General features: G+C 61.1%; 23 protein-coding genes. All 23 read left to right on the forward strand.

Annotated elements, in window-relative coordinates; translation table 11 throughout:
* Window positions 1-106: 106 nt before the first annotated feature.
* Entirely contained in the window at window positions 107-502 is a 396-nt protein-coding gene (gene fliS, locus PMI34_RS05325) for a flagellar export chaperone FliS (protein WP_008052862.1), read from the forward strand.
* Between the two features lie 10 nt (window positions 503-512).
* Window positions 513-809 (forward strand): flagellar protein FliT, encoded by a 297-nt coding sequence (gene fliT / locus PMI34_RS05320; RefSeq protein ID WP_008052864.1) that lies wholly within the window; start codon window positions 513-515, stop codon window positions 807-809.
* Between the two features lie 172 nt (window positions 810-981).
* A complete protein-coding gene (locus PMI34_RS05315; protein WP_008052865.1) occupies window positions 982-2,457 on the forward strand; it encodes a sigma-54 dependent transcriptional regulator in 1,476 nt (491 codons plus the stop codon).
* A 128-nt stretch (window positions 2,458-2,585) separates the two neighbouring features.
* Window positions 2,586-3,791: a sensor histidine kinase gene (locus PMI34_RS05310; protein WP_162130369.1), complete on the forward strand. Its 1,206-nt coding sequence runs from the start codon at window positions 2,586-2,588 to the stop codon at window positions 3,789-3,791.
* Window positions 3,792-3,796: 5 nt separating this feature from the next.
* On the forward strand, window positions 3,797-5,182 hold the full coding sequence (gene fleR / locus PMI34_RS05305) for a sigma-54-dependent response regulator transcription factor FleR (protein ID WP_008052867.1): 1,386 nt from the start codon (window positions 3,797-3,799) through the stop codon (window positions 5,180-5,182).
* A gap of 214 nt (window positions 5,183-5,396) precedes the next feature.
* A complete protein-coding gene (gene fliE, locus PMI34_RS05300) occupies window positions 5,397-5,723 on the forward strand; it encodes a flagellar hook-basal body complex protein FliE (RefSeq protein ID WP_008052868.1) in 327 nt (108 codons plus the stop codon).
* 16 nt (window positions 5,724-5,739) lie between these two features.
* The gene (gene fliF, locus PMI34_RS05295) at window positions 5,740-7,527 is read left to right on the forward strand and encodes a flagellar basal-body MS-ring/collar protein FliF (RefSeq protein ID WP_008052869.1); all 1,788 of its coding nucleotides are present in this window, start codon (window positions 5,740-5,742) and stop codon (window positions 7,525-7,527) included.
* Window positions 7,520-8,539, forward strand: coding sequence for a flagellar motor switch protein FliG (gene fliG / locus PMI34_RS05290; RefSeq protein ID WP_007983391.1), 1,020 nt, complete (start codon window positions 7,520-7,522; stop codon window positions 8,537-8,539). The genes fliF and fliG overlap by 8 nt, the downstream gene beginning before the upstream one ends.
* Before the next feature lie 7 nt (window positions 8,540-8,546).
* Complete coding sequence (fliH, locus tag PMI34_RS05285) at window positions 8,547-9,347, forward strand: flagellar assembly protein FliH (protein WP_008052870.1); 801 nt, start codon at window positions 8,547-8,549, stop codon at window positions 9,345-9,347.
* Window positions 9,337-10,695: a flagellar protein export ATPase FliI gene (gene fliI / locus PMI34_RS05280; RefSeq protein WP_008052871.1), complete on the forward strand. Its 1,359-nt coding sequence runs from the start codon at window positions 9,337-9,339 to the stop codon at window positions 10,693-10,695. The genes fliH and fliI overlap by 11 nt, the downstream gene beginning before the upstream one ends.
* Window positions 10,696-10,701: 6 nt before the next feature.
* On the forward strand, window positions 10,702-11,151 hold the full coding sequence (gene fliJ, locus PMI34_RS05275) for a flagellar export protein FliJ (RefSeq protein WP_008052872.1): 450 nt from the start codon (window positions 10,702-10,704) through the stop codon (window positions 11,149-11,151).
* A gap of 89 nt (window positions 11,152-11,240) precedes the next feature.
* Window positions 11,241-11,540 carry an STAS domain-containing protein gene (locus PMI34_RS05270; protein WP_008052873.1) on the forward strand — a complete coding sequence of 100 codons (300 nt, stop codon included), beginning with the start codon at window positions 11,241-11,243 and terminating at the stop codon, window positions 11,538-11,540.
* Window positions 11,541-11,545: 5 nt separating this feature from the next.
* On the forward strand, window positions 11,546-13,252 hold the full coding sequence (locus PMI34_RS05265; protein ID WP_008052874.1) for an ATP-binding SpoIIE family protein phosphatase: 1,707 nt from the start codon (window positions 11,546-11,548) through the stop codon (window positions 13,250-13,252).
* 30 nt (window positions 13,253-13,282) lie between these two features.
* Window positions 13,283-13,633 carry an Hpt domain-containing protein gene (locus PMI34_RS05260; RefSeq protein ID WP_008052875.1) on the forward strand — a complete coding sequence of 117 codons (351 nt, stop codon included), beginning with the start codon at window positions 13,283-13,285 and terminating at the stop codon, window positions 13,631-13,633.
* A gap of 100 nt (window positions 13,634-13,733) precedes the next feature.
* Complete coding sequence (locus PMI34_RS05255) at window positions 13,734-15,098, forward strand: flagellar hook-length control protein FliK (protein ID WP_008052876.1); 1,365 nt, start codon at window positions 13,734-13,736, stop codon at window positions 15,096-15,098.
* A 235-nt stretch (window positions 15,099-15,333) separates the two neighbouring features.
* Entirely contained in the window at window positions 15,334-15,837 is a 504-nt protein-coding gene (gene fliL, locus PMI34_RS05250) for a flagellar basal body-associated protein FliL (RefSeq protein WP_008052877.1), read from the forward strand.
* A 9-nt stretch (window positions 15,838-15,846) separates the two neighbouring features.
* Window positions 15,847-16,815, forward strand: coding sequence for a flagellar motor switch protein FliM (gene fliM / locus PMI34_RS05245; RefSeq protein WP_008052878.1), 969 nt, complete (start codon window positions 15,847-15,849; stop codon window positions 16,813-16,815).
* Between the two features lie 66 nt (window positions 16,816-16,881).
* Window positions 16,882-17,328 carry a flagellar motor switch protein FliN gene (gene fliN / locus PMI34_RS05240; protein ID WP_008052879.1) on the forward strand — a complete coding sequence of 149 codons (447 nt, stop codon included), beginning with the start codon at window positions 16,882-16,884 and terminating at the stop codon, window positions 17,326-17,328.
* A gap of 30 nt (window positions 17,329-17,358) precedes the next feature.
* A complete protein-coding gene (fliO, locus tag PMI34_RS05235; protein ID WP_008052880.1) occupies window positions 17,359-17,772 on the forward strand; it encodes a flagellar biosynthetic protein FliO in 414 nt (137 codons plus the stop codon).
* Complete coding sequence (fliP, locus tag PMI34_RS05230) at window positions 17,772-18,530, forward strand: flagellar type III secretion system pore protein FliP (RefSeq protein WP_008052881.1); 759 nt, start codon at window positions 17,772-17,774, stop codon at window positions 18,528-18,530. The genes fliO and fliP overlap by 1 nt, the downstream gene beginning before the upstream one ends.
* Window positions 18,527-18,796 carry a flagellar biosynthesis protein FliQ gene (gene fliQ / locus PMI34_RS05225; RefSeq protein ID WP_007948918.1) on the forward strand — a complete coding sequence of 90 codons (270 nt, stop codon included), beginning with the start codon at window positions 18,527-18,529 and terminating at the stop codon, window positions 18,794-18,796. Before fliP ends, fliQ begins: the two co-directional genes overlap by 4 nt.
* A gap of 3 nt (window positions 18,797-18,799) precedes the next feature.
* On the forward strand, window positions 18,800-19,582 hold the full coding sequence (gene fliR, locus PMI34_RS05220; RefSeq protein ID WP_008052882.1) for a flagellar biosynthetic protein FliR: 783 nt from the start codon (window positions 18,800-18,802) through the stop codon (window positions 19,580-19,582).
* A 3-nt stretch (window positions 19,583-19,585) separates the two neighbouring features.
* Complete coding sequence (gene flhB, locus PMI34_RS05215; RefSeq protein ID WP_008052883.1) at window positions 19,586-20,725, forward strand: flagellar biosynthesis protein FlhB; 1,140 nt, start codon at window positions 19,586-19,588, stop codon at window positions 20,723-20,725.
* The last annotated feature ends 89 nt before the right edge of the window (window positions 20,726-20,814 follow it).

Raw genomic sequence — 20,814 nt, forward strand, 5'->3', positions numbered from 1 at the left:
GGCGACGTTTTTGGCGTTCCGGGCTTTTTGCATTTGCATCTAAAGTTTTTTGACGCGTCGTCGATATGCTGGTTATACGAACCAAAGATTTCAGATGAGGTACAACATGAACCCAATGTTAGCCCTTCGCCAATATCAGAAGATTGGCGCTCAGGCCCAGACTTCCGAAGCCAGCCCTCATCGTCTGGTGCAAATGCTGATGGAGGGAGGCCTGGATCGAATTGCCCAGGCCAAAGGCGCGATCGAACGCAAAGACATCCCGAACAAGGGTGTGTTCATCAGCAAGGCTATCGGCATTATCGGTGGTCTGCGTGAAGGTCTGGATCTGGATAACAAGGCTGAGTCGGTGGGCGAGCTGGACAGTCTCTACGCGTACATGATGAAGCGTCTGGCGCAAGCCAACGTCAATACCGATCCAAAGATCCTCGATGAAGTCGCTGACCTGCTGAGCACGGTCAAGGACGGCTGGGATGCCATCGGCACGCCAGGTCCTCAGTTTTAAGGAGATCACCATGAGTCTTGTATTGCAGCGAATCGAACAAACCCGGGAAGGTCTTGTTGGCGCTCTGGCCGAGCGTAACTGGGAAGCCATCGGGGAGTTGGACCAGGCTTGCCGTTCCTGCATGGAAGACGTCTTGAGTGAACCTTCGGTGGACGAGGCGGCGTTGCGCGATAATCTTGAAGAGTTGCTGGGGGTCTACAAGCAGCTGCTTGAGGCGGCAACGGGAGAGAGGCAGGCGATAGTCGATGAGATGTCGCAGATCACCCAAGCACAAAACGCGGCAAAGGTTTACCATCTGTTTGGTTAATTAATCCCCGGTTAATCCAAACAAGTGCGCCATAAATTTGACTGTGCACGGTTTTTTGACTTAACTAGTGGCTGGTTCCAGATTTCAGTCGTCTTCAGGCATATCAAGCCTGCAAGCGTTTAGCTTGCCCCAGCATTTTGGGCATTAAGTTGACTAGGGAAGTTGCTATTGCATGTGGCGTGAAACCAAAATTCTGCTGATTGATGACGATAGCGTCCGCCGCCGCGACCTGGCGGTGATTTTAAATTTTCTCGGCGAAGAAAATTTACCCTGCGGTAGCCATGACTGGCAGCAGGCTGTCGGCTCTTTGTCGTCAAGTCGTGAAGTGATCTGTGTCCTCATCGGGACGGTTAATGCTCCTGGTGCACTTCTGGGCTTGCTTAAGACACTCTCGACATGGGATGAGTTCCTTCCGGTTTTGTTAATGGGCGATAATTCTTCCATTGACCTGCCGGAAGACCAGCGTCGGCGAGTGCTTTCGACCCTCGAAATGCCGCCCAGCTACAGCAAATTGCTCGATTCGCTGCACCGTGCCCAGGTCTATCGCGAGATGTACGACCAGGCCCGCGAGCGCGGTCGTCATCGCGAACCCAATCTTTTCCGCAGTCTTGTCGGCACCAGCCGGGCGATCCAACACGTCCGCCAGATGATGCAGCAAGTCGCCGACACCGATGCCAGCGTGCTGATTCTCGGTGAGTCCGGCACCGGTAAGGAAGTGGTTGCGCGCAACCTGCACTACCATTCCAAGCGCCGCGAAGCGCCGTTCGTGCCGGTCAACTGCGGGGCGATCCCGGCCGAGTTGCTGGAAAGCGAATTGTTCGGCCATGAGAAGGGCGCCTTCACCGGGGCGATCACCAGCCGTGCCGGTCGATTCGAACTGGCCAACGGCGGCACACTGTTCCTCGATGAAATCGGCGACATGCCGCTGCCGATGCAGGTCAAGCTGCTGCGCGTGTTGCAGGAGCGCACGTTCGAGCGCGTGGGCAGCAACAAGACCCAGAGCGTCGACGTGCGCATCATTGCGGCGACCCACAAGAATCTCGAAAGCATGATCGAGATCGGCACCTTCCGCGAAGACCTGTACTACCGCCTGAATGTGTTCCCGATCGAGATGGCGCCGCTGCGTGAGCGCGTCGAAGACATTCCGCTGCTGATGAACGAGCTGATCTCGCGCATGGAGCACGAGAAGCGTGGTTCGATCCGTTTCAACTCGGCGGCGATCATGTCGCTGTGCCGCCATGGCTGGCCTGGCAACGTCCGCGAGCTGGCCAACCTGGTGGAGCGCATGGCGATCATGCATCCATACGGCGTGATCGGTGTGGTCGAGTTGCCGAAGAAATTCCGCTACGTCGACGATGAAGACGAGCAAATGGTCGACAGCCTGCGCAGCGATCTGGAAGAACGCGTGGCCATCAACGGCCATACCCAGGACTTCACCGCCAATGCCATGTTGCCGCCGGAAGGCCTGGACCTGAAGGACTACCTGGGTAGTCTGGAACAGGGGCTGATCCAGCAGGCGCTGGATGATGCCAACGGCATTGTGGCCCGCGCGGCCGAGCGCCTGCGCATCCGTCGTACCACGCTGGTGGAAAAGATGCGCAAGTACGGCATGAGCCGTCGTGATGGAGACGAACAGGCGGATGATTGACGCCTGTTTTCCAACTCATTCATTTATAAGCAGTTTTTTTTAGGCACGGGTATTGCTACGTCCCTCGCAACGTTCCGTTTCACTGACGGTCAGCCAAGCGAGAGAGCACCATGCCCCCATCCGCCCAGATATCTCCTGCCTCAGATGCTTTTGGGGATGCTTCGCGGCAACCGTCGTCCGTAGAGCAGGCGAGCCGGCTTGGCCTCGAGCAGGCATTCGCGCTGTTCAATCAGATGTCCAGTCAGTTGACCGATTCCTACAGCATGCTCGAAGCCCGGGTCACCGAGCTCAAGGGTGAACTGGCGGTGGTCAGCGCCCAGCGCATGCAGGAACTGGCGGAAAAAGAACGCCTGGCCAACCGCCTGCAAAACCTCCTCGATCTGTTACCCGGCGGTGTCATCGTCATCGACGCCCAGGGCATTGTGCGCGAAGCCAATCCGGCGGCGTGCGAGTTGCTGGGGTTGCCGCTGGAAGGTGAATTGTGGCGCCACGTCATTGCCCGCTGTTTTGCGCCGCGCGAAGACGATGGTCATGAAGTCTCCCTCAAGGATGGTCGGCGCCTGTCGATCGCCACGCGCTCGCTGGACGCCGAGCCGGGCCAGTTGGTGTTGCTCAACGACCTGACCGAAACCCGCCATCTGCAGGATCAACTGGCCCGTCATGAGCGGCTGTCGTCGTTGGGGCGCATGGTCGCTTCGTTGGCGCATCAGATACGTACACCGTTGTCCGCCGCGCTGCTGTATGCCAGTCATTTGACCGAGCAAGAGCTGCCGGTCGCTACCCAGCAGCGCTTTGCCGGGCGCCTCAAGGAGCGCCTGCACGAACTGGAACACCAGGTGCGCGACATGCTGGTTTTCGCCCGGGGCGAGTTGCCGCTGACCGACCGCGTGACCCCCGGTCAATTGATGCAATCGTTGCAAGCGGCGGCGCTGACCCACGTTCAGGATCTGCCGATCCGCTGGCAGTGCGACAGTCATTCGGGGGAGTTGCTGTGCAATCGCGACACCCTGGTCGGCGCGATCCTCAATCTCATCGAGAACGCCATTCAGGCCAGTGCCGGTCAATTGCGTCTCAAGATTCACCTCTACACCCGCGGCAACAGCCTGCGCCTGTGCGTCAGCGACAGTGGCTCCGGTATCGACGCTGCCGTTCTGGCGCGATTGGGTGAGCCCTTTTTTACCACCAAGACTACCGGTACAGGTCTTGGCCTGACCGTAGTCAAGGCAGTGGCGCGTGCTCATCAGGGAGAATTGCAGTTGCGTTCGCGGCTCGGTCGCGGCACTTGCGCGCAGGTGATCCTGCCGTTGTTCAGCAGCGCTCAAGGAGCGGAGTGACACAGATGGGTATCAAGGTTCTGTTGGTCGAAGATGACCGCGCGTTGCGCGAGGCGCTGGCCGATACGCTGTTGCTCGCGGGGCACGATTACAAGGCGGTGGGTTCGGCAGAGGAGGCGTTGCTTGCCGTTGGCGACGAGGCCTTCAGCCTGGTGATCAGCGACGTCAACATGCCGGGCATGGACGGCCACCAGTTGCTCGGCCTGTTGCGAGCACGGCAGCCGCAGTTGCCGGTATTGCTGATGACCGCCCACGGTGCGGTCGAGCGCGCGGTCGATGCGATGCGCCAAGGGGCGGCGGATTACCTGGTCAAGCCATTCGAACCCAAGGCTTTGCTCGATCTGGTGGGGCGTCATGCCCTGGGCAATCTCGGCCTGACCGAAGGCGAAGGGCCGGTGGCATTCGAGCCGGCGAGCGCGCAGCTACTTGAGTTGGCGGCGCGGGTCGCACGCAGCGATTCCACGGTGTTGATCTCGGGTGAGTCCGGCACGGGCAAGGAAGTGCTGGCGCGATACATCCACCAGCACTCTCATCGTGCCAGTCAGCCATTCATTGCGATCAACTGCGCGGCGATCCCGGACAACATGCTCGAAGCGACCTTGTTCGGCCACGAGAAGGGCTCCTTCACCGGCGCCATCGCCGCGCAAGCCGGCAAGTTCGAACAGGCTGACGGCGGCACCATTCTGCTCGACGAAATTTCCGAAATGCCCCTGGGGCTCCAGGCCAAACTGCTGCGCGTGCTGCAAGAGCGCGAGGTCGAAAGGGTTGGGGCGCGCAAACCGATCACATTGGACATTCGTGTGGTCGCCACCACCAACCGCGACCTGGCGGGGGAAGTGGCGGCGGGGCGCTTCCGCGAGGATCTTTACTATCGCCTGTCGGTGTTTCCCCTGGCCTGGCGCCCATTGCGCGAGCGCACCGCCGACATACTGCCGCTGGCCGAGCGACTGCTGGCCAGGCACGTCAATAAAATGAAGCATTCGGCTGCCAGTTTGTCCCCCGAGGCCCAGGCGTGCCTGATCGGTTATCCGTGGCCGGGTAACGTGCGTGAACTGGACAACGCGATTCAACGTGCGCTGATTCTGCAGCAGGGTGGCTTGATCCAGCCGCAGGATTTCTGCCTGGCCGGGCCGGTGGCCTGCGCTCCATTGCCTGCGTTGGCTGCGGCGCCGGCGCGTGCTGTGGAAATCGAGTCCGAGTCGGCCGGTGCGCTGGGTGATGACCTGCGTCGCCGTGAATTCCAGATGATCATCGATACCCTGCGCGGCGAGCGCGGTCGTCGCAAAGAGGCGGCCGAGCGCCTGGGTATCAGCCCGCGAACCCTGCGCTACAAGCTGGCGCAGATGCGCGATGCCGGCATGGATGTGGAAGCCTATCTGTTCGCCACCTGATTCGTGGGTTTGACAACCATTCATGCCGCAACACGATCCCTGTGGGAGCTGGCTTGCCAGCGAAGGCGGCGTCACGGCCACCATCGATTCGCTGGCAAGCCAGCTCCTACAGAGAATTGCGCGGAGTCCGGGAAGAGCTGGCACCCTTGTTGCTAACACCTCATGACCCGCCGAGTGAGTGTCAAAAAATTGCGGGTCGTCAAAGAGAGAGACCATGAGCCAAGGTATTGAATTCAATCGGTTGATGCTGGATATGCGCGCCATGCAAATGGATGCCATGTCTGCGCCGAAATCGACTGCCGTCCCTGAAATGACGGGCAGCAGCTTTTCCGACATGTTCGGTCAGGCCATCAATAAAGTGAACGACACCCAACAGGCTTCCACGCAGTTGGCCAGTGCGTTCGAAATCGGCAAAAGCGGCGTCGATCTCACGGATGTGATGATTTCCTCGCAGAAGGCCAGCGTGTCGTTCCAGGCGTTGACCCAGGTGCGCAACAAAGTGGTTCAGGCCTACCAAGACATCATGCAGATGCCGGTTTAAAGGACGAGATTGAGTCATGGCAGAAGCAGTCGCCGATAACGTTCCGGCCAAGGCCACTCCAATAGACGGCAAGCCGCCGCTGTTCGGGTTGTCCTTCCTGGAAAACCTCTCCGAGATGACCATGTTGCGTCAGGTGGGCCTGTTGGTCGGCCTGGCGGCGAGCGTGGCGATTGGTTTTGCCGTGGTGTTGTGGTCCCAGCAACCGGACTACCGGCCTCTGTACGGCAGCCTTGCCGGCATGGACGCCAAGCAGGTCATGGATACCCTGGCTTCCGCCGATATCCCGTACACCGTCGAACCCAATTCCGGTGCCTTGCTGGTCAAGGCCGATGACCTGTCCCGTGCGCGGCTCAAGCTCGCGGCCGCTGGTGTCACTCCCAGCGACGGCAACATCGGTTTTGAAATCCTCGACAAGGAACAGGGGTTGGGCACCAGCCAGTTCATGGAGGCGACCCGCTACCGTCGCGGCCTTGAAGGCGAACTGGCCCGCACCATCTCCAGCCTGAACAACGTCAAGGGTGCCCGTGTGCACCTGGCGATCCCGAAAAGTTCGGTGTTCGTGCGCGACGAGCGCAAGCCGAGCGCTTCGGTTCTGGTTGAACTCTATTCCGGTCGCTCCCTGGAACCCGGCCAGGTCGTGGCCATCATCAACCTGGTGGCGACAAGCGTTCCTGAACTCAGCAAATCGCAGATCACCGTCGTCGACCAGAAGGGCAATCTGCTCTCGGACCAGGCGGAAAACTCCGAGCTGACCATGGCCGGCAAGCAGTTCGACTACAGCCGTCGCATGGAAAGCATGCTCACCCAGCGCGTGCACAACATCCTGCAGCCGGTGCTGGGCAACGACCGCTACAAGGCCGAAGTCTCGGCCGACGTGGATTTCAGTGCGGTCGAGTCGACTTCCGAGCAATTCAACCCGGATCAACCGGCGTTGCGCAGCGAGCAGTCGGTCAACGAACAACGTACCGCCAGCAATGGCCCGCAAGGCGTGCCGGGTGCCCTGAGCAACCAGCCGCCAGCGCCGGCCTCCGCGCCGCAGACCACCGGCGGCACGCCAGGTGCAGCGGGCATGGTGCAGCCGGGCCAGCCGCTGGTTGATGCCAATGGCCAGCAAATCATGGACCCGGCCACCGGTCAGCCGATGCTCGCTCCGTACCCGGCGGACAAGCGTCAACAATCGACCAAGAACTTCGAACTCGACCGCTCCATCAGCCACACCAGGCAGCAGCAGGGCCGGTTGAATCGCCTGTCGGTGTCGGTGGTGGTCGATGATCAGGTCAAGATCAACCCGGCCAACGGCGAAACCACCCGTGCGCCATGGAGCGCCGATGAATTGGCGCGCTTCACTCGCCTGGTGCAGGACGCGGTTGGCTTCGATGCCAGCCGTGGCGACAGCGTCAGCGTGATCAACATGCCGTTCTCCGCCGAGCGCGGTGAAGTGATTGCCGAAATTCCGTTCTACTCCCAGCCGTGGTTCTGGGACATCGTCAAGCAAGTGCTGGGCGTGCTGTTCATTCTGGTGCTGGTGTTCGGTGTGCTGCGTCCGGTGCTCAACAACATCACCGGTGGTGGCAAGGGCAAGCAGCTGGTCGGCATTGGCAGCGACGTCGAGTTGGGTGGCATGGGTGGTCTGGACGGCGAACTGGCCAACGACCGCGTCAGCCTCGGTGGCCCGACCAGCATCCTGTTGCCGAGCCCGAGCGAAGGCTATGACGCCCAGTTGAACGCAATCAAGAGTCTGGTGGCAGAAGATCCGGGTCGTGTGGCCCAGGTCGTGAAAGAGTGGATTAACGCAGATGAGTGATAACCGAGCCGTTGCCGCCAAACTGTCCAAGGTCGACAAAGCCGCAATCCTGTTGCTGTCCCTGGGCTCCACCGATGCTGCCCAGGTGCTGCGCCACATGGGCCCCAAAGAGGTTCAACGCGTGGGCGTGGCCATGGCCCAGATGGGTAATGTGCACCGCGAGCAGGTCGAGCAGGTGATGAGTGAGTTCGTCGATATCGTCGGCGACCAGACCAGCCTGGGCGTCGGCTCCGACGACTATGTGCGCAAAATGCTCACCCAGGCCCTGGGCGAAGACAAGGCCAACGGCTTGATCGACCGCATCCTGCTCGGTGGCAACACCAGTGGCCTCGACAGCTTGAAGTGGATGGAGCCGCGCGCCGTCGCCGACGTGATCCGTTATGAGCACCCGCAGATCCAGGCGATCGTGGTGGCGTATCTCGACCCGGACCAGGCCGGTGAAGTGCTCGGCAACTTCGACCATAAGGTGCGACTGGACATCATCCTGCGGGTGTCCTCGCTGAACACCGTGCAGCCAGCGGCCCTGAAAGAGCTCAACCAGATTCTCGAGAAGCAGTTCTCCGGCAACTCGAATGCCTCGCGCACCACCCTGGGTGGCATCAAGCGCGCGGCGGACATCATGAACTTCCTCGACAGCTCGATCGAAGGCCAGCTCATGGACTCGATCCGCGAAGTCGACGAAGACCTGTCGGGTCAGATCGAAGACCTCATGTTCGTGTTCAACAACCTGGCCGATGTCGACGACCGCGGGATCCAGGCGCTGCTGCGCGAGGTGTCCTCCGATGTGCTGGTACTGGCCCTCAAGGGGTCGGACGAAGGCGTCAAGGAGAAGATCTTCAAGAACATGTCCAAGCGTGCGGCCGAACTGTTGCGCGACGACCTCGAGGCCAAAGGCCCGGTGCGCGTCAGCGACGTGGAAACGGCGCAGAAAGAAATCCTCACCATTGCCCGCCGTATGGCCGAAGCCGGAGAAATCGTTCTCGGCGGGAAGGGCGGCGAAGAGATGATCTAAGGTCACTATGTCGTCCAAACATGATGAGTCCAATACCGACCTGATCCGTGCCAAGGACGTCGGTGGTTTCGATATCTGGTCGTTGCCCAGCTTCGACCCGTTTGTGCCGGAACCCGAGCCGGAGCCGGAGCCCGAACCGCCGGAAATGGAAGAGGTGCCGCTGGAGGAAGTCCAGCCACTGACCCTCGAAGAGCTCGAAAGCATTCGCCAGGAAGCCTACAACGAAGGCTTCGCGGTGGGCGAAAAGGAAGGTTTCCACAGCACCACGCTCAAGGTCCGACAGGAAGCCGAGCAGGCGCTGGCGCCAAAGCTTGCCGGGTTGGAACAGTTGATGGCGCACTTGTTCGAGCCGATTGCCGAGCAGGACACCCAGATCGAAAAGTCCCTGGTCGACCTCGTCCAGCACATCACCAGGCAGGTGATTCAGCGTGAACTGGCCATCGACTCGACGCAGATCGAACATGTCATGCGCGAGGCGCTCAAGCTGTTGCCGCTAGGCGTGGGTAACGTGCGGCTGTACATCAATCCGCAGGACTTCGCGCAGGTCAAAGCCCTGCGCGAACGCCATGAAGAAACCTGGCGCATCGTCGAGGACGAATCGTTGTTGCCCGGCGGTTGCCGGGTCGAAACAGAACACAGCCGCATCGACGCCACGGTCGAAACCCGTGTTGCGCGTGTGATGGACAAGCTGTTCGATCAGTTGCACGAGCAGGCCTTGCACCCGGCCGCACCGGACCTGAGCCTGGATCTGCCGATCGACAGCAAACCGGCGACCGCGCCAGAACCGGATGCACCTGATGCGCCTTGAACGCACCAGTTTCGCCAAACGCCTGGGCAGTTATGCCGAGGCGACTGAATTGGCCGGTGCGCCGATCCTTGAGGGCCGCCTGCTGCGCATGGTCGGCCTGACGCTCGAAGCCGAAGGCCTGCGCGCGGCCATGGGCAGCCGCTGCATGGTCATCAACGACGACAGCTATCACCCGGTGCAGGTTGAAGCCGAAGTGATGGGCTTCTCCGGCAGTAAAGTCTTTCTGATGCCAGTCGGCAGTGTCGCCGGCATCGCACCCGGTGCCCGAGTGGTGCCCTTGGCCGATACCGGTCGCCTGCCCATGGGCATGAGCATGCTCGGACGGGTGCTCGATGGCGCCGGCCGCGCACTGGACGGCAAGGGCGGGATGAAGGCCGAAGACTGGGTGCCGATGGACGGCCCGACCATCAACCCGCTCAAGCGAGAACCGATCAGCGAACCGCTGGACGTGGGCATCCGTTGCATCAACGGCATGTTGACGGTCGGCCGCGGTCAGCGGCTCGGTCTGTTCGCCGGTACCGGTGTCGGTAAATCGGTGCTGCTGGGCATGATGACCCGCTTTACCGAGGCCGACATCATCGTCGTCGGGCTGATCGGTGAGCGGGGTCGTGAGGTCAAGGAATTCATCGAGCACATCCTCGGTGAAGAAGGGCTCAAGCGTTCGGTGGTGGTGGCATCCCCGGCGGACGATGCACCGCTGATGCGTCTGCGTGCGGCCATGTACTGCACGCGCATCGCCGAATATTTCCGCGACAAGGGCAAGAACGTCCTGTTGCTCATGGATTCGCTGACCCGTTTCGCCCAGGCCCAGCGGGAAATCGCCTTGGCCATCGGCGAGCCACCGGCGACCAAGGGCTATCCGCCGTCGGTATTCGCCAAGCTGCCGAAACTGGTGGAGCGAGCTGGCAACGCGGAGAAGGGCGGTGGTTCGATCACCGCGTTCTACACCGTGCTGTCCGAAGGCGATGACCAGCAGGACCCGATTGCCGACTCGGCGCGGGGCGTGCTCGACGGGCATATCGTGTTGTCCCGGCGCCTGGCCGAGGAAGGGCATTACCCGGCCATCGATATCGAGGCGTCCATCAGTCGGGTGATGCCGGCGGTGGTGTCGCCGGAGCACATGGCCCGTGCGCAGTATTTCAAGCAGTTGTGGTCGCGTTATCAGCAGAGCCGCGACCTGATCAGTGTCGGCGCCTATGTCGCTGGCGGAGATCGTGAGACCGATCTGGCGATTTCCCTGCAGCCGCAATTGGTCAAATACCTGCGCCAGGGCCTCAACGACAGCATCAGCCTGGGTGAAAGCGAGGCGTATCTGGCCTCGATCTTCGCGCCCGCGGCAGGCGGTTAAGCGGTCATGGCCCTGAGTCGGGCAGGAAGGCTGGCGCCAGTGGTGGAAATGGCCGAAAAGGCCGAAAAAACCGCGGTCCAGCGCCTGGGGCACTTTCAAGGGCAGGTTCGTCTGGCACAAAGCAAGCTCGCCGACCTCGAAGCCTTCCGTCTCGACTATCAGGAACAATGGATCGTGCGCGGCAGCGCCGGCGTCTCCGGCCAATGGTTGCTGGGTTATCAGGGCTTTCTCGCGCAACTGGGCACGGCCATCGACCAGCAGCGGCAAAGCCTGGCCTGGCATCAGAACAACCTGAACAAGGCCCGGGAAACCTGGCAGCAGGCGTTTGCCCGGGTCGAAGGCCTGCGCAAGCTGGTTCAGCGCTATGCCGACGAGGCGCGGGCGCTTGAAGACCGCCGCGAACAGAAACTGCTGGATGAATTGTCCCAGCGCTTGCCACGCGAGAACCCCTATTGAGCGTGCTTTCAAAAAACAGGCTGGCTTGCCCTCATTCCCTCCTGATGCTAAACCTTCTAAACGTTTTCCAAAGACAAGGAAGCCATTAAATGTCAGTCGTTACAGAAGTGTCCCAGGACGGGCAAAAGCTGACGATCTCGGTCAAGGGTCGTTTCGATTTCGCCAAGCATCAGGAATTTCGTCAGTCCTACGAAGATAAACAGCTATCGGCGGTCGTGGTCGACCTGAAAGACGCCACTTACCTCGACAGTTCGGCCTTGGGCATGCTGCTTTTGCTGCGCGATCATGCCGGTGGCGACGACTCCGATGTGCGTGTCGTCAACAGCAGTACCGATGTGCGCAAAATCCTCGCCATCTCCAATTTCGACAAACTGTTCGACATCAGTTGATCGCCATGCAGCCACTGGAGCCGCTGACGATCCTGATTGCCGAGGACAGCGCCGCCGATCGCCTGCTGTTGTCGAGCATCCTGCGTCGCCAGGGGCACCAGGTGCTGACGGCGGCCAACGGTGCCGAAGCGGTCGAGGTGTTTCGTCTGCAACAACCGCACCTGGTGTTGATGGATGCGATGATGCCGGTCATGGACGGCTTCGAGGCGGCCCGGCAAATCAAGGCCATGGCCGGGGAAACCCTGGTGCCGATCATCTTCCTTACTTCGTTGTCCGAAAGCGAAGCCCTGGCCCGTTGCCTGGAAGTCGGCGGTGACGACTTTCTGGCAAAGCCCTACAACCAGGTGATTCTCGCTGCCAAGATCAAGGCGATGGATCGCTTGCGGCGCTTGCAGGACACCGTGCTGCAACAGCGTGACCAGATCGCCCGGCACCACGACTACCTGCTCAACGAACAGCGCGTGGCCAAGGCCGTTTTCGACAAGGTGGCGCACTCCGGCTGCCTGAATGCCGCGCCGAATATCCGTTATCTGCAATCGCCCTATGCGCTGTTCAACGGCGACCTGTTGCTGGCCGCGTTCACCCCGGCCGGAGACATGCACGTGCTGCTGGGCGACTTCACCGGCCACGGTCTGCCGGCGGCGGTGGGCGCCATGCCCTTGGCCGAGGTTTTCTACGGCATGACCGCCAAGGGCTATGGCCTGGCGGAAACCCTGCGCGAGATGAATGCCAAACTCAAGCGCATCCTGCCGGTGGACATGTTCTGCTGTGCCACGTTGTTGTGCCTGAGTTTTCAGCGTCGTTTGGTGGAGGTCTGGAACGGCGGCATGCCCGACGGTTACCTGCATCGCGTTGCCAGTGGCGAGCGCACGCCTCTGCCGGCGCGGCACCTGCCTTTGGGGGTGCTGAGCCCGGATTCCTTCGATGAGCGTACCGACGTGTATCCCATGGCCCTCGGGGATCGGGTGTTTCTCCTGTCTGATGGGGTGATCGATACCTGCGACGCCAATGATCAGTTGTTTGGCGTGCAGCGATTGCAGCAGGTATTTGCCGCCAATCGACACCCGGATGCGCTGTTCGAAGAGATTGAGCAGGCGTTGCGTCATTTCGGCGGAGAAACCCGTGACGATGTCAGCATGGTCGAAATCAGCCTGCTGGAGTCGACGCAGATCAGCCCGCCGGCGTTGATCTACTCCGACAGCGGCCAGTCCTGCCCGCTGGACTGGTCGGTGAGCTTCGAGTTTCGCGCAGCCACGCTCAAGCGTTTCAACCCGTTGCCCTACCTGCTGCAATTGCTGCTTGAAGTCCATGGCCTTCGGGCTCAGAGCGGTGCGCTCTACAGTGTGCTGGCGGAACTCTATTCCAATGCGCTGGAGCATGGCGTGCTGGGGCTGGACTCGAGTCTCAAGCGCGATGCCTCGGGGTTTGCGCGGTATTATCAGGAGCGCAATACCCGCCTGGATGAGCTGCGCGAAGGCTATGTACGGTTACATTTTCAGGTGACGCCAACGGATGATGGGGGTTGCCTGACCATTCACATCGAAGACAGCGGCAAGGGTTTCGATGTCGAGCGGGTGATGGCAAGGCCTGTGGAAGACATCCGCCTGTCGGGACGTGGGGTCAGTCTGATCCGCCAGTTGGGGCGTAATGCCCGCTGGACCGACGATGGTCGAAGTGCACGCGTGGAGTTTATCTGGGAGGCTCTGGCATAATCCGCGCATTCTTGATCAAGGAGTGAGCAAGTGGACGACACACATGTGGATCGCGACGTGCTGAGTGCATTGCGCGAAGTGATGGAAGAGGGCTATCCGGATCTGCTGGATATCTTTCTTGCGGACTCCGAAGAGCGCCTGAAAGTCTTGAGAATAGCTGACAGTGCCGCACTGCTCGTTGAAACCGCCCATAGCTTCAAGGGCAGCAGCAGCAATATGGGCGCCCTCAGGTTGACCGGGCTCTGCCACCAGCTTGAGCAGCAGGCCGCCAATTTGCCATGCGCGGCCGTTCTGGAACTGGTCGGCGAAATCGACCGTGAATTCGCCGTTATCCGCCCTCTGTACGAAGCTGAGCGACAGCGTTGCCCGGCGAAAATCTGAGCAAGCGCTGCTTTTGGTCTCTATCGAGTGAAACTGGCTCGACCTTTGCAGTTATCTAACCCAACTGTACTTACGAGCCCTGTGCAGCGGAGACCGTTTCATGCCCGTTACCCCTAATATTCTGCTTCAGGCCTCCAGGCAGGCCAAGACTCAGGCCGGCTCCGCCAATCCTCCGGCAGTGGCCGCAGAGCCCGGGGAGAAGGCCACAAGCTTCGCCCATGTCTACGCCAATCAGGCCCCAAACAAGCCCAATGCGTCGGCGGATGCTGCGCTCAAGTCTGAGCGTGACAAAACCTCCGGTGTCGGCGCAAAGACGGACGCTGGCGACGACAAGTCTGCCGCCGGGGAGCCGGTCGTTGCCGATGGCGGCAAATCCTTGCCTGCCGACCAATCGGTGCAGGCTGACGACAAGACTGCCGGCGACGATGCGGCAGAGGTCGACCCGGCTCAGGTCGTCGATGCCGCGCTGGTCGATCCGGCGCTTGATCCTGCATTGCAGCAAGCCATGCAGCCAGTGGTGCCAGCGCCAGCAACGCCAGCGCCAGCCGTAGCCGATGCGGTGCTGCCAATGGTTGAAGCGCCGGTTGCTGCGGCGATCGCGGCTACAAACGTTCCGGCGCCGACCAGCACCGACGGCGACTTCGATCCCGAGGCCGATCCACTCGACGCCCTGCCGGCGTTACGCCTGGCGATGGAGCAGGGCGGTCACGTATCGGCGTCCAGCCAGGCGCAGCCCAAGGCTGCACCGACACAGGCGCAGGCCCAGGCTGACGGAGAGCTGACGTCGGCGCAAAACTTTGCCACGGGCATGGCAACCATGCTGGATGTTCAGGGCGACAAGAGCGGCACCGGCCAAGGCGACGACAAGGCTTTCAGCGGCTTGATCGATGACGGCCTGAAGGACCTCAAGTCCGCCAGCAACGACACCCGTGTCGATGATTTCGCCAACCGTCTGGCTGCGCTGACCCAGGCGGCCACACCGAAGACAGCCAATGCCTTGCCGGTGAACCAACCGATTGCCATGCATCAGAGCGGCTGGACCGAAGAGGTGGTGAACCGGGTCATGTACCTGTCCAGCGCCAATCTCAAGGCGGCGGACATCCAGTTGCAGCCCGCTGAACTCGGGCGTCTGGATATTCGGGTGAACATGGTTCCCGATCAACAGACCCAGGTCACGTTCATGAGTGCGCATCCGGGGGTCCGTGAGGCGCTGGATGGGCAGGTCCATCGCTTGCGCGACATGTTCGCGCAGCAGGGCATGGGGCAGGTCGATGTCAATGTTTCGGACCAGTCCCGTGGTTCGCAGCAAGGGCAGGAACAAGCCGGGCAAAGCCACAGCGGTCGGGCCGGTACCAGCGGCGGTCGCCTTGATTCAATGGATGACGACATCATCCCGGGCATCGCTGAAGTGGCGGCCAATACCATCAGCGTGATCGGCTCCAGCGCGGTCGATTACTACGCCTGACCCCGGCAGACATATACCCCTGTGGGAGCGGGCTTGCTCGCGAAGGCGTCGGCACAGTCAGCATCAATGTTGAATGTTCCGGCCTCTTCGCGGGCAAGCCCGCTCCCACATTGGTTTGTGGTGTTTGGTCAATTGCGCCCGGCCTCGGCCATTCTGCTTCCGACACTTCTGGCATAACACTTGCTCTTGCCTTGCCGTGCGACTGTGAAAACCCGAATAGTGACGGATTATTGGCATGGCGAAGAGCGACGCAGCAGTAAAAGACCCCGCAACCAAAGGCAAACTCAAGCTGATTATCGCGATCGTGGTGGCCCTGCTGCTGGCGATCGGTTTGTCCGTGGGGGCGACCTGGTACTTCATGCACAGCGCCCAGAGCAAGCCTGCCGCCGCCGTGGCTGAAACCGCTCCGATCGGCAAGCAGCCAGCGATTTTCGAACCGATGGCGCCGGCTTTCGTGGCCAACTTCAACCAGAACGGTCGCCAGCGCTACATGCAAGTGAGCATCACCATGCTCGCGCGCAATCAGACGGATCTGGAGGCGCTCAAGGTCCACATGCCGGTGATCCGCAATAACCTGGTCATGCTGTTCTCCGGGCAGGACTTCGCGACCCTCGCCTCGCCGGTCGGCCAGGAAATGCTGCGGCAGAAAGCCACCGCCAGCGTCCAGGAAGTGGCGCAGAAAGAGCTCGGCAAAGTGGTGATCGAACAGTTGCTTTTCACTAATTTCGTACTGCAGTAGGAACTCGACATGGCCGTGCAGGACCTGCTGTCCCAGGATGAGATCGACGCGCTGTTGCATGGCGTCGACGATGGTCTGGTACAGACCGAGAACGCCGCCGAACCCGGTGCCGTCAAAAGCTATGACCTGACCAGCCAGGATCGCATCGTCCGTGGACGCATGCCGACCCTGGAAATGATCAACGAGCGTTTCGCCCGCTACACGCGCATCAGCATGTTCAATATGCTGCGTCGCTCGGCGGACGTGGCGGTCGGCGGCGTGCAGGTGATGAAGTTCGGCGAATACGTGCACTCGCTGTACGTGCCGACCAGTCTCAACCTGGTCAAGATCAAACCCCTGCGCGGTACCGCGCTGTTCATCCTCGACGCCAAACTGGTGTTCAAGCTGGTGGACAACTTCTTCGGCGGTGACGGCCGGCACGCCAAGATCGAAGGGCGTGAATTCACCCCGACCGAACTGCGTGTGGTGCGCATGGTGCTGGAGCAGGCGTTCGTCGACTTGAAGGAAGCCTGGCAGGCGATCATGGAAGTCAACTTCGAGTACATCAACTCGGAAGTGAACCCGGCCATGGCCAACATCGTCGGCCCGAGCGAGGCCATTGTGGTGTCGACCTTCCATATCGAACTCGATGGTGGTGGCGGCGACCTGCACGTGACCATGCCGTACTCGATGATCGAGCCGGTGCGCGAAATGCTCGACGCCGGCTTCCAGTCGGACCTCGACGACCAGGACGAGCGCTGGGTCAACGCCCTGCGCCAGGACGTGCTGGACGTCGACGTGCCGATCGGTGCGACGGTGGCTCGTCGTCAGTTGCGCCTGCGCGACATCCTGCACATGCAGCCGGGGGATGTGATTCCGGTCGACATGCCGGAAGAAATGATCATGCGCGCCAATGGCGTGCCGGCCTTCAAGGTCAAGATGGGCTCGCACAAGGGCAACCTGGCGTTGCAAGTGATCGAGCCGATCGAGCGCCGTTGACCGGCGCTCGTACCCATTCGCGATTAACCGAATTCTGAATTTTTGCTCGCCGAGGACACTGACAATATGAACACGCAGGACGATCAGGCACTGGCCGATGAATGGGCTGCGGCCCTGGAAGAAACCGGCGATGCCGGGCAAGCTGACATCGACGCTTTGCTGGCGGCCGATTCCGGCAATTCCGCGTCCAGCCGCCTGCCAATGGAAGAGTTCGGCAGCGTGCCGAAAAACAACGATCCGGTGAGTCTCGAAGGTCCGAACCTGGACGTGATCCTCGATATCCCGGTGTCGATTTCCATGGAAGTGGGCAGCACCGACATCAACATCCGCAACCTGCTGCAACTGAACCAGGGTTCGGTGATCGAGCTTGATCGCCTGGCCGGCGAGCCGCTGGACGTGCTGGTCAATGGCACGCTCATCGCCCACGGCGAAGTGGTGGTGGTCAACGAAAAGTTCGGCATCCGCCTGACGGACGTGATCAGCCCAAGCGAACGCATCAAGAAGCTGCGCTGAGTGAAAAGGGTTCTCGGATTTGTGTTGGCGATGCCGTTCAGCGTACTGGCGGCCGAGCCTGTCGCAACGGCTTCAACGGCTGCTGCGCCGGCGGTGAGCAGCGGTGTGGCGGGCCAGTTGACGCAGTTGGTGTTCGGCTTGCTACTGGTGCTGGGGCTGATCTTCTTCCTCGCCTGGTTGCTGCGTCGGGTCCAGCAGGCCGGTCCGGCCGGCAAGGGGCAGGTGATCGGGATTGTCGGCTCCCGCGCGCTGGGGCCACGCGATCGCCTGATGCTGGTGCAGGTCGGCAACGAGCAGATCCTGTTGGGCCTGAGCCCCGGCAACATCACTGCGCTGCACGTCCTCAAGGAGCCGGTGCAAGTGCCGGGTACCGAGAAGCCGACGCCGGAGTTTGCCCAGCGCCTGTTGGAGATGCTGGGTAAAGATCAGAAGGATAAGAAGTAATGGGTGCGCTGCGCATCGTCTTGACGCTGACCCTGATGCTGGCCGCGCCGCTGGCTTTCGCCGCCGACCCGCTGTCGATCCCGGCAATCACCCTGGGCACCAATGCGCAGGGTGCGCAGGAATACTCGGTCAGCCTGCAAATCCTGCTGATCATGACCGCGCTGAGTTTTATCCCGGCGTTTGTCATGCTGATGACCAGTTTCACCCGGATCATCATTGTCTTTTCGATCCTGCGCCAGGCCCTGGGCCTGCAGCAGACACCGTCGAACCAGATCCTCACCGGCATGGCGCTGTTCCTGACCCTGTTCATCATGGCGCCGGTGTTCGACCGGGTGAACCAGGACGCCCTGCAGCCGTATCTGGCGGAAAAACTGACGGCACAGGATGCGGTCGCCAAGGCTCAGGTGCCGATCAAGAACTTCATGCTCGCCCAGACTCGCACCAGCGATCTGGAGTTGTTCATGCGCCTGTCCAAGCGCACTGATATCGCGACGCCGGATCAGGCGCCGTTGACTATCCTGGTGCCGGCCTTCGTGACCTCCGAGCTGAAAACGGCGTTCCAGATCGGCTTCATGATCTTCATTCCGTTCCTGATCATCGACCTGGTCGTGGCCAGTGTGTTGATGGCCATGGGTATGATGATGCTCTCGCCGCTGATCATTTCCCTGCCGTTCAAGATCATGTTGTTCGTGCTGGTGGATGGCTGGGCGCTGATCATCGGCACGCTGGCCAGCAGCTTCGGCGGTGTTTCGCCATGACCCCGGAAGTTGCGGTCGATATCTTCCGCGAGGCGCTGTGGCTGACCACCATGATGGTGGCGGTGCTGGTGATTCCGAGTCTGCTGGTCGGCCTGCTGGTGGCGATGTTCCAGGCCGCCACCCAGATCAACGAACAGACCCTGAGCTTCCTGCCGCGCCTGCTGGTGATGCTGGTGACCCTGATCGTGGCCGGTCCGTGGCTGGTGCAGACCTTCATGGAGTACATCCTGCAGTTGTACGGCAGTATTCCTCAGGTCATCGGCTAAACCATGTCACTGCTAGCGTTGACCGATACCCAGATCAGCACCTGGGTGGCGACGTTCATGTTGCCGCTGTTTCGCGTCGGCGCCTTGCTGATGGTCATGCCGGTGTTTGGCACGACCCTGCTGCCCCGGCGCATCCGCCTGTATTTCGCGTTGGCCATTACCGTGGTCATCGTGCCGGGGCTGCCGCCGATGCCGCCGGTCAATCCCCTGGATTTGAGTGGGTTGTTGCTGATTGCCGAGCAGATTCTCATCGGTGCGGTGATGGGGTTTTCCTTGCAGCTGTTCTTCCAGGCCTTTGTGGTGGCCGGGCAAATCGTCGCCATCCAGATGGGCATGGGCTTCGCCTCCATGGTCGATCCGACCAACGGTGTATCGACGGCGGTGATCGGGCAATTTTTCACCATGCTGGTGACGCTGCTGTTCCTGTCCATGAACGGTCATCTGGTGGTGTTCGAGATCCTCACCGAGAGCTTCACCACGCTGCCGGTGGGGGGAGGCCTGATGGTCAATCACTACTGGGAACTGGCCGGTAAGCTCGGCTGGGTGCTAGGTTCGGCGTTGTTGCTGGTACTGCCGGCGATCACCGCGCTGCTGGTGGTCAACATCGCCTTTGGTGTCATGACCCGTGCAGCGCCGCAATTGAACATTTTCTCCATCGGCTTCCCGCTGACCCTGGTGCTTGGGTTGTTCATCGTCTGGGTCGGATTGGCGGACATTCTCAACCAGTATCAACCGCTGGCCACCGAGGCCTTGCAGTTGTTACGCGAAATGGCACGGGCGAGCTGAGCCATGGCCGAGAGCGAAAGCGGTCAGGACAAAACAGAAGATCCCACGGAGAAGCGCAAGCGGGACTCCCGTGAAAAGGGTGAGATCGCGCGTTCCAAGGAGCTCAACACCCTGGCGATCATGCTGGTCGGCGCCGCGGCGCTGCTGATTTTTGGCGGCGCCATGGCGCAGGACATGATGGAGCTGATGCGCATCAACTTCTCGCTGCCGCGGGAAGTGATCCTGGATCAGCGCTCCATGTCCACCTACCTGATGCGCTCGGGGCAAATTGCCCTGTGGTCGATCCAGCCTGTGATGATTGCGCTGGTGCTGGCCGCCATCATCGGCCCGATTTCCCTGGGCGGCTGGCTGTTCGCGGCGGGTTCCATGGCGCCCAAGTTCAGTCGCTTGAACCCCGGTCCCGGCCTCAAACGCATGTTCTCCACCAAGTCGCTGGTCGAACTGCTCAAGGCCCTGGCCAAGTTCATCATCATCCTGTTCGTGGCGCTGGCGGTATTGTCGTCGGACATCGATGACCTGCTGCGCATCGCCCATGAGCCCCTGGACATGGCGATCATTCACAGCCTGCAAGTGGTCGGCTGGAGCACGTTGTGGATGGCGTGCGGGCTGATCCTGATCGCGGCGGTGGATGTGCCGGTTCAGCTCTGGGAAAGCCACAAGAAACTGCTCATGACCAAGCAGGAAGTGCGTGACGAACATAAGGATCAGGAGGGGCGGCCGGAGGTCAAGCAGCGGATCCGGCAGCTGCAACGCGAGATGTCCCAACGCCGGATGATGGCCGCCATTCCCGAGGCGGACGTGGTCATCACCAACCCGACCCACTACGCCGTAGCGCTCAAGTACGATCCGGACAAGGGCGGGGCACCGATGTTGATCGCCAAGGGGAGCGACTTCCTGGCCCTGAAGATCCGTGAAATCGCTGTGGCCAACGAAGTGCTGCTGCTTGAGTCGCCGGCACTGGCGCGTTCGATCTATTACTCCACCGAACTTGATCAGGAAGTCCCTGGCGGGCTCTACCTTGCCGTCGCCCAGGTGCTCGCTTACGTCTACCAGATCCGCCAGCACCGCGCCGGCAAGGGTAAGCGCCCGGATCCGCTCAAGGACGACCTGCCGATTCCGCCCGATCTACGCCGCGACGCCTGAGTTTGTAGCAGCTGCCGAGCCCGCGAGGCTGCGTTCGAGGACGCAGTCCTCGTCGGGAACTGACGACTGCTGCGCAGCCGAACGCAGCC

It is taken from the genome of Pseudomonas sp. GM74 (assembly GCF_000282455.1).
Taxonomy (GTDB): domain Bacteria; phylum Pseudomonadota; class Gammaproteobacteria; order Pseudomonadales; family Pseudomonadaceae; genus Aquipseudomonas.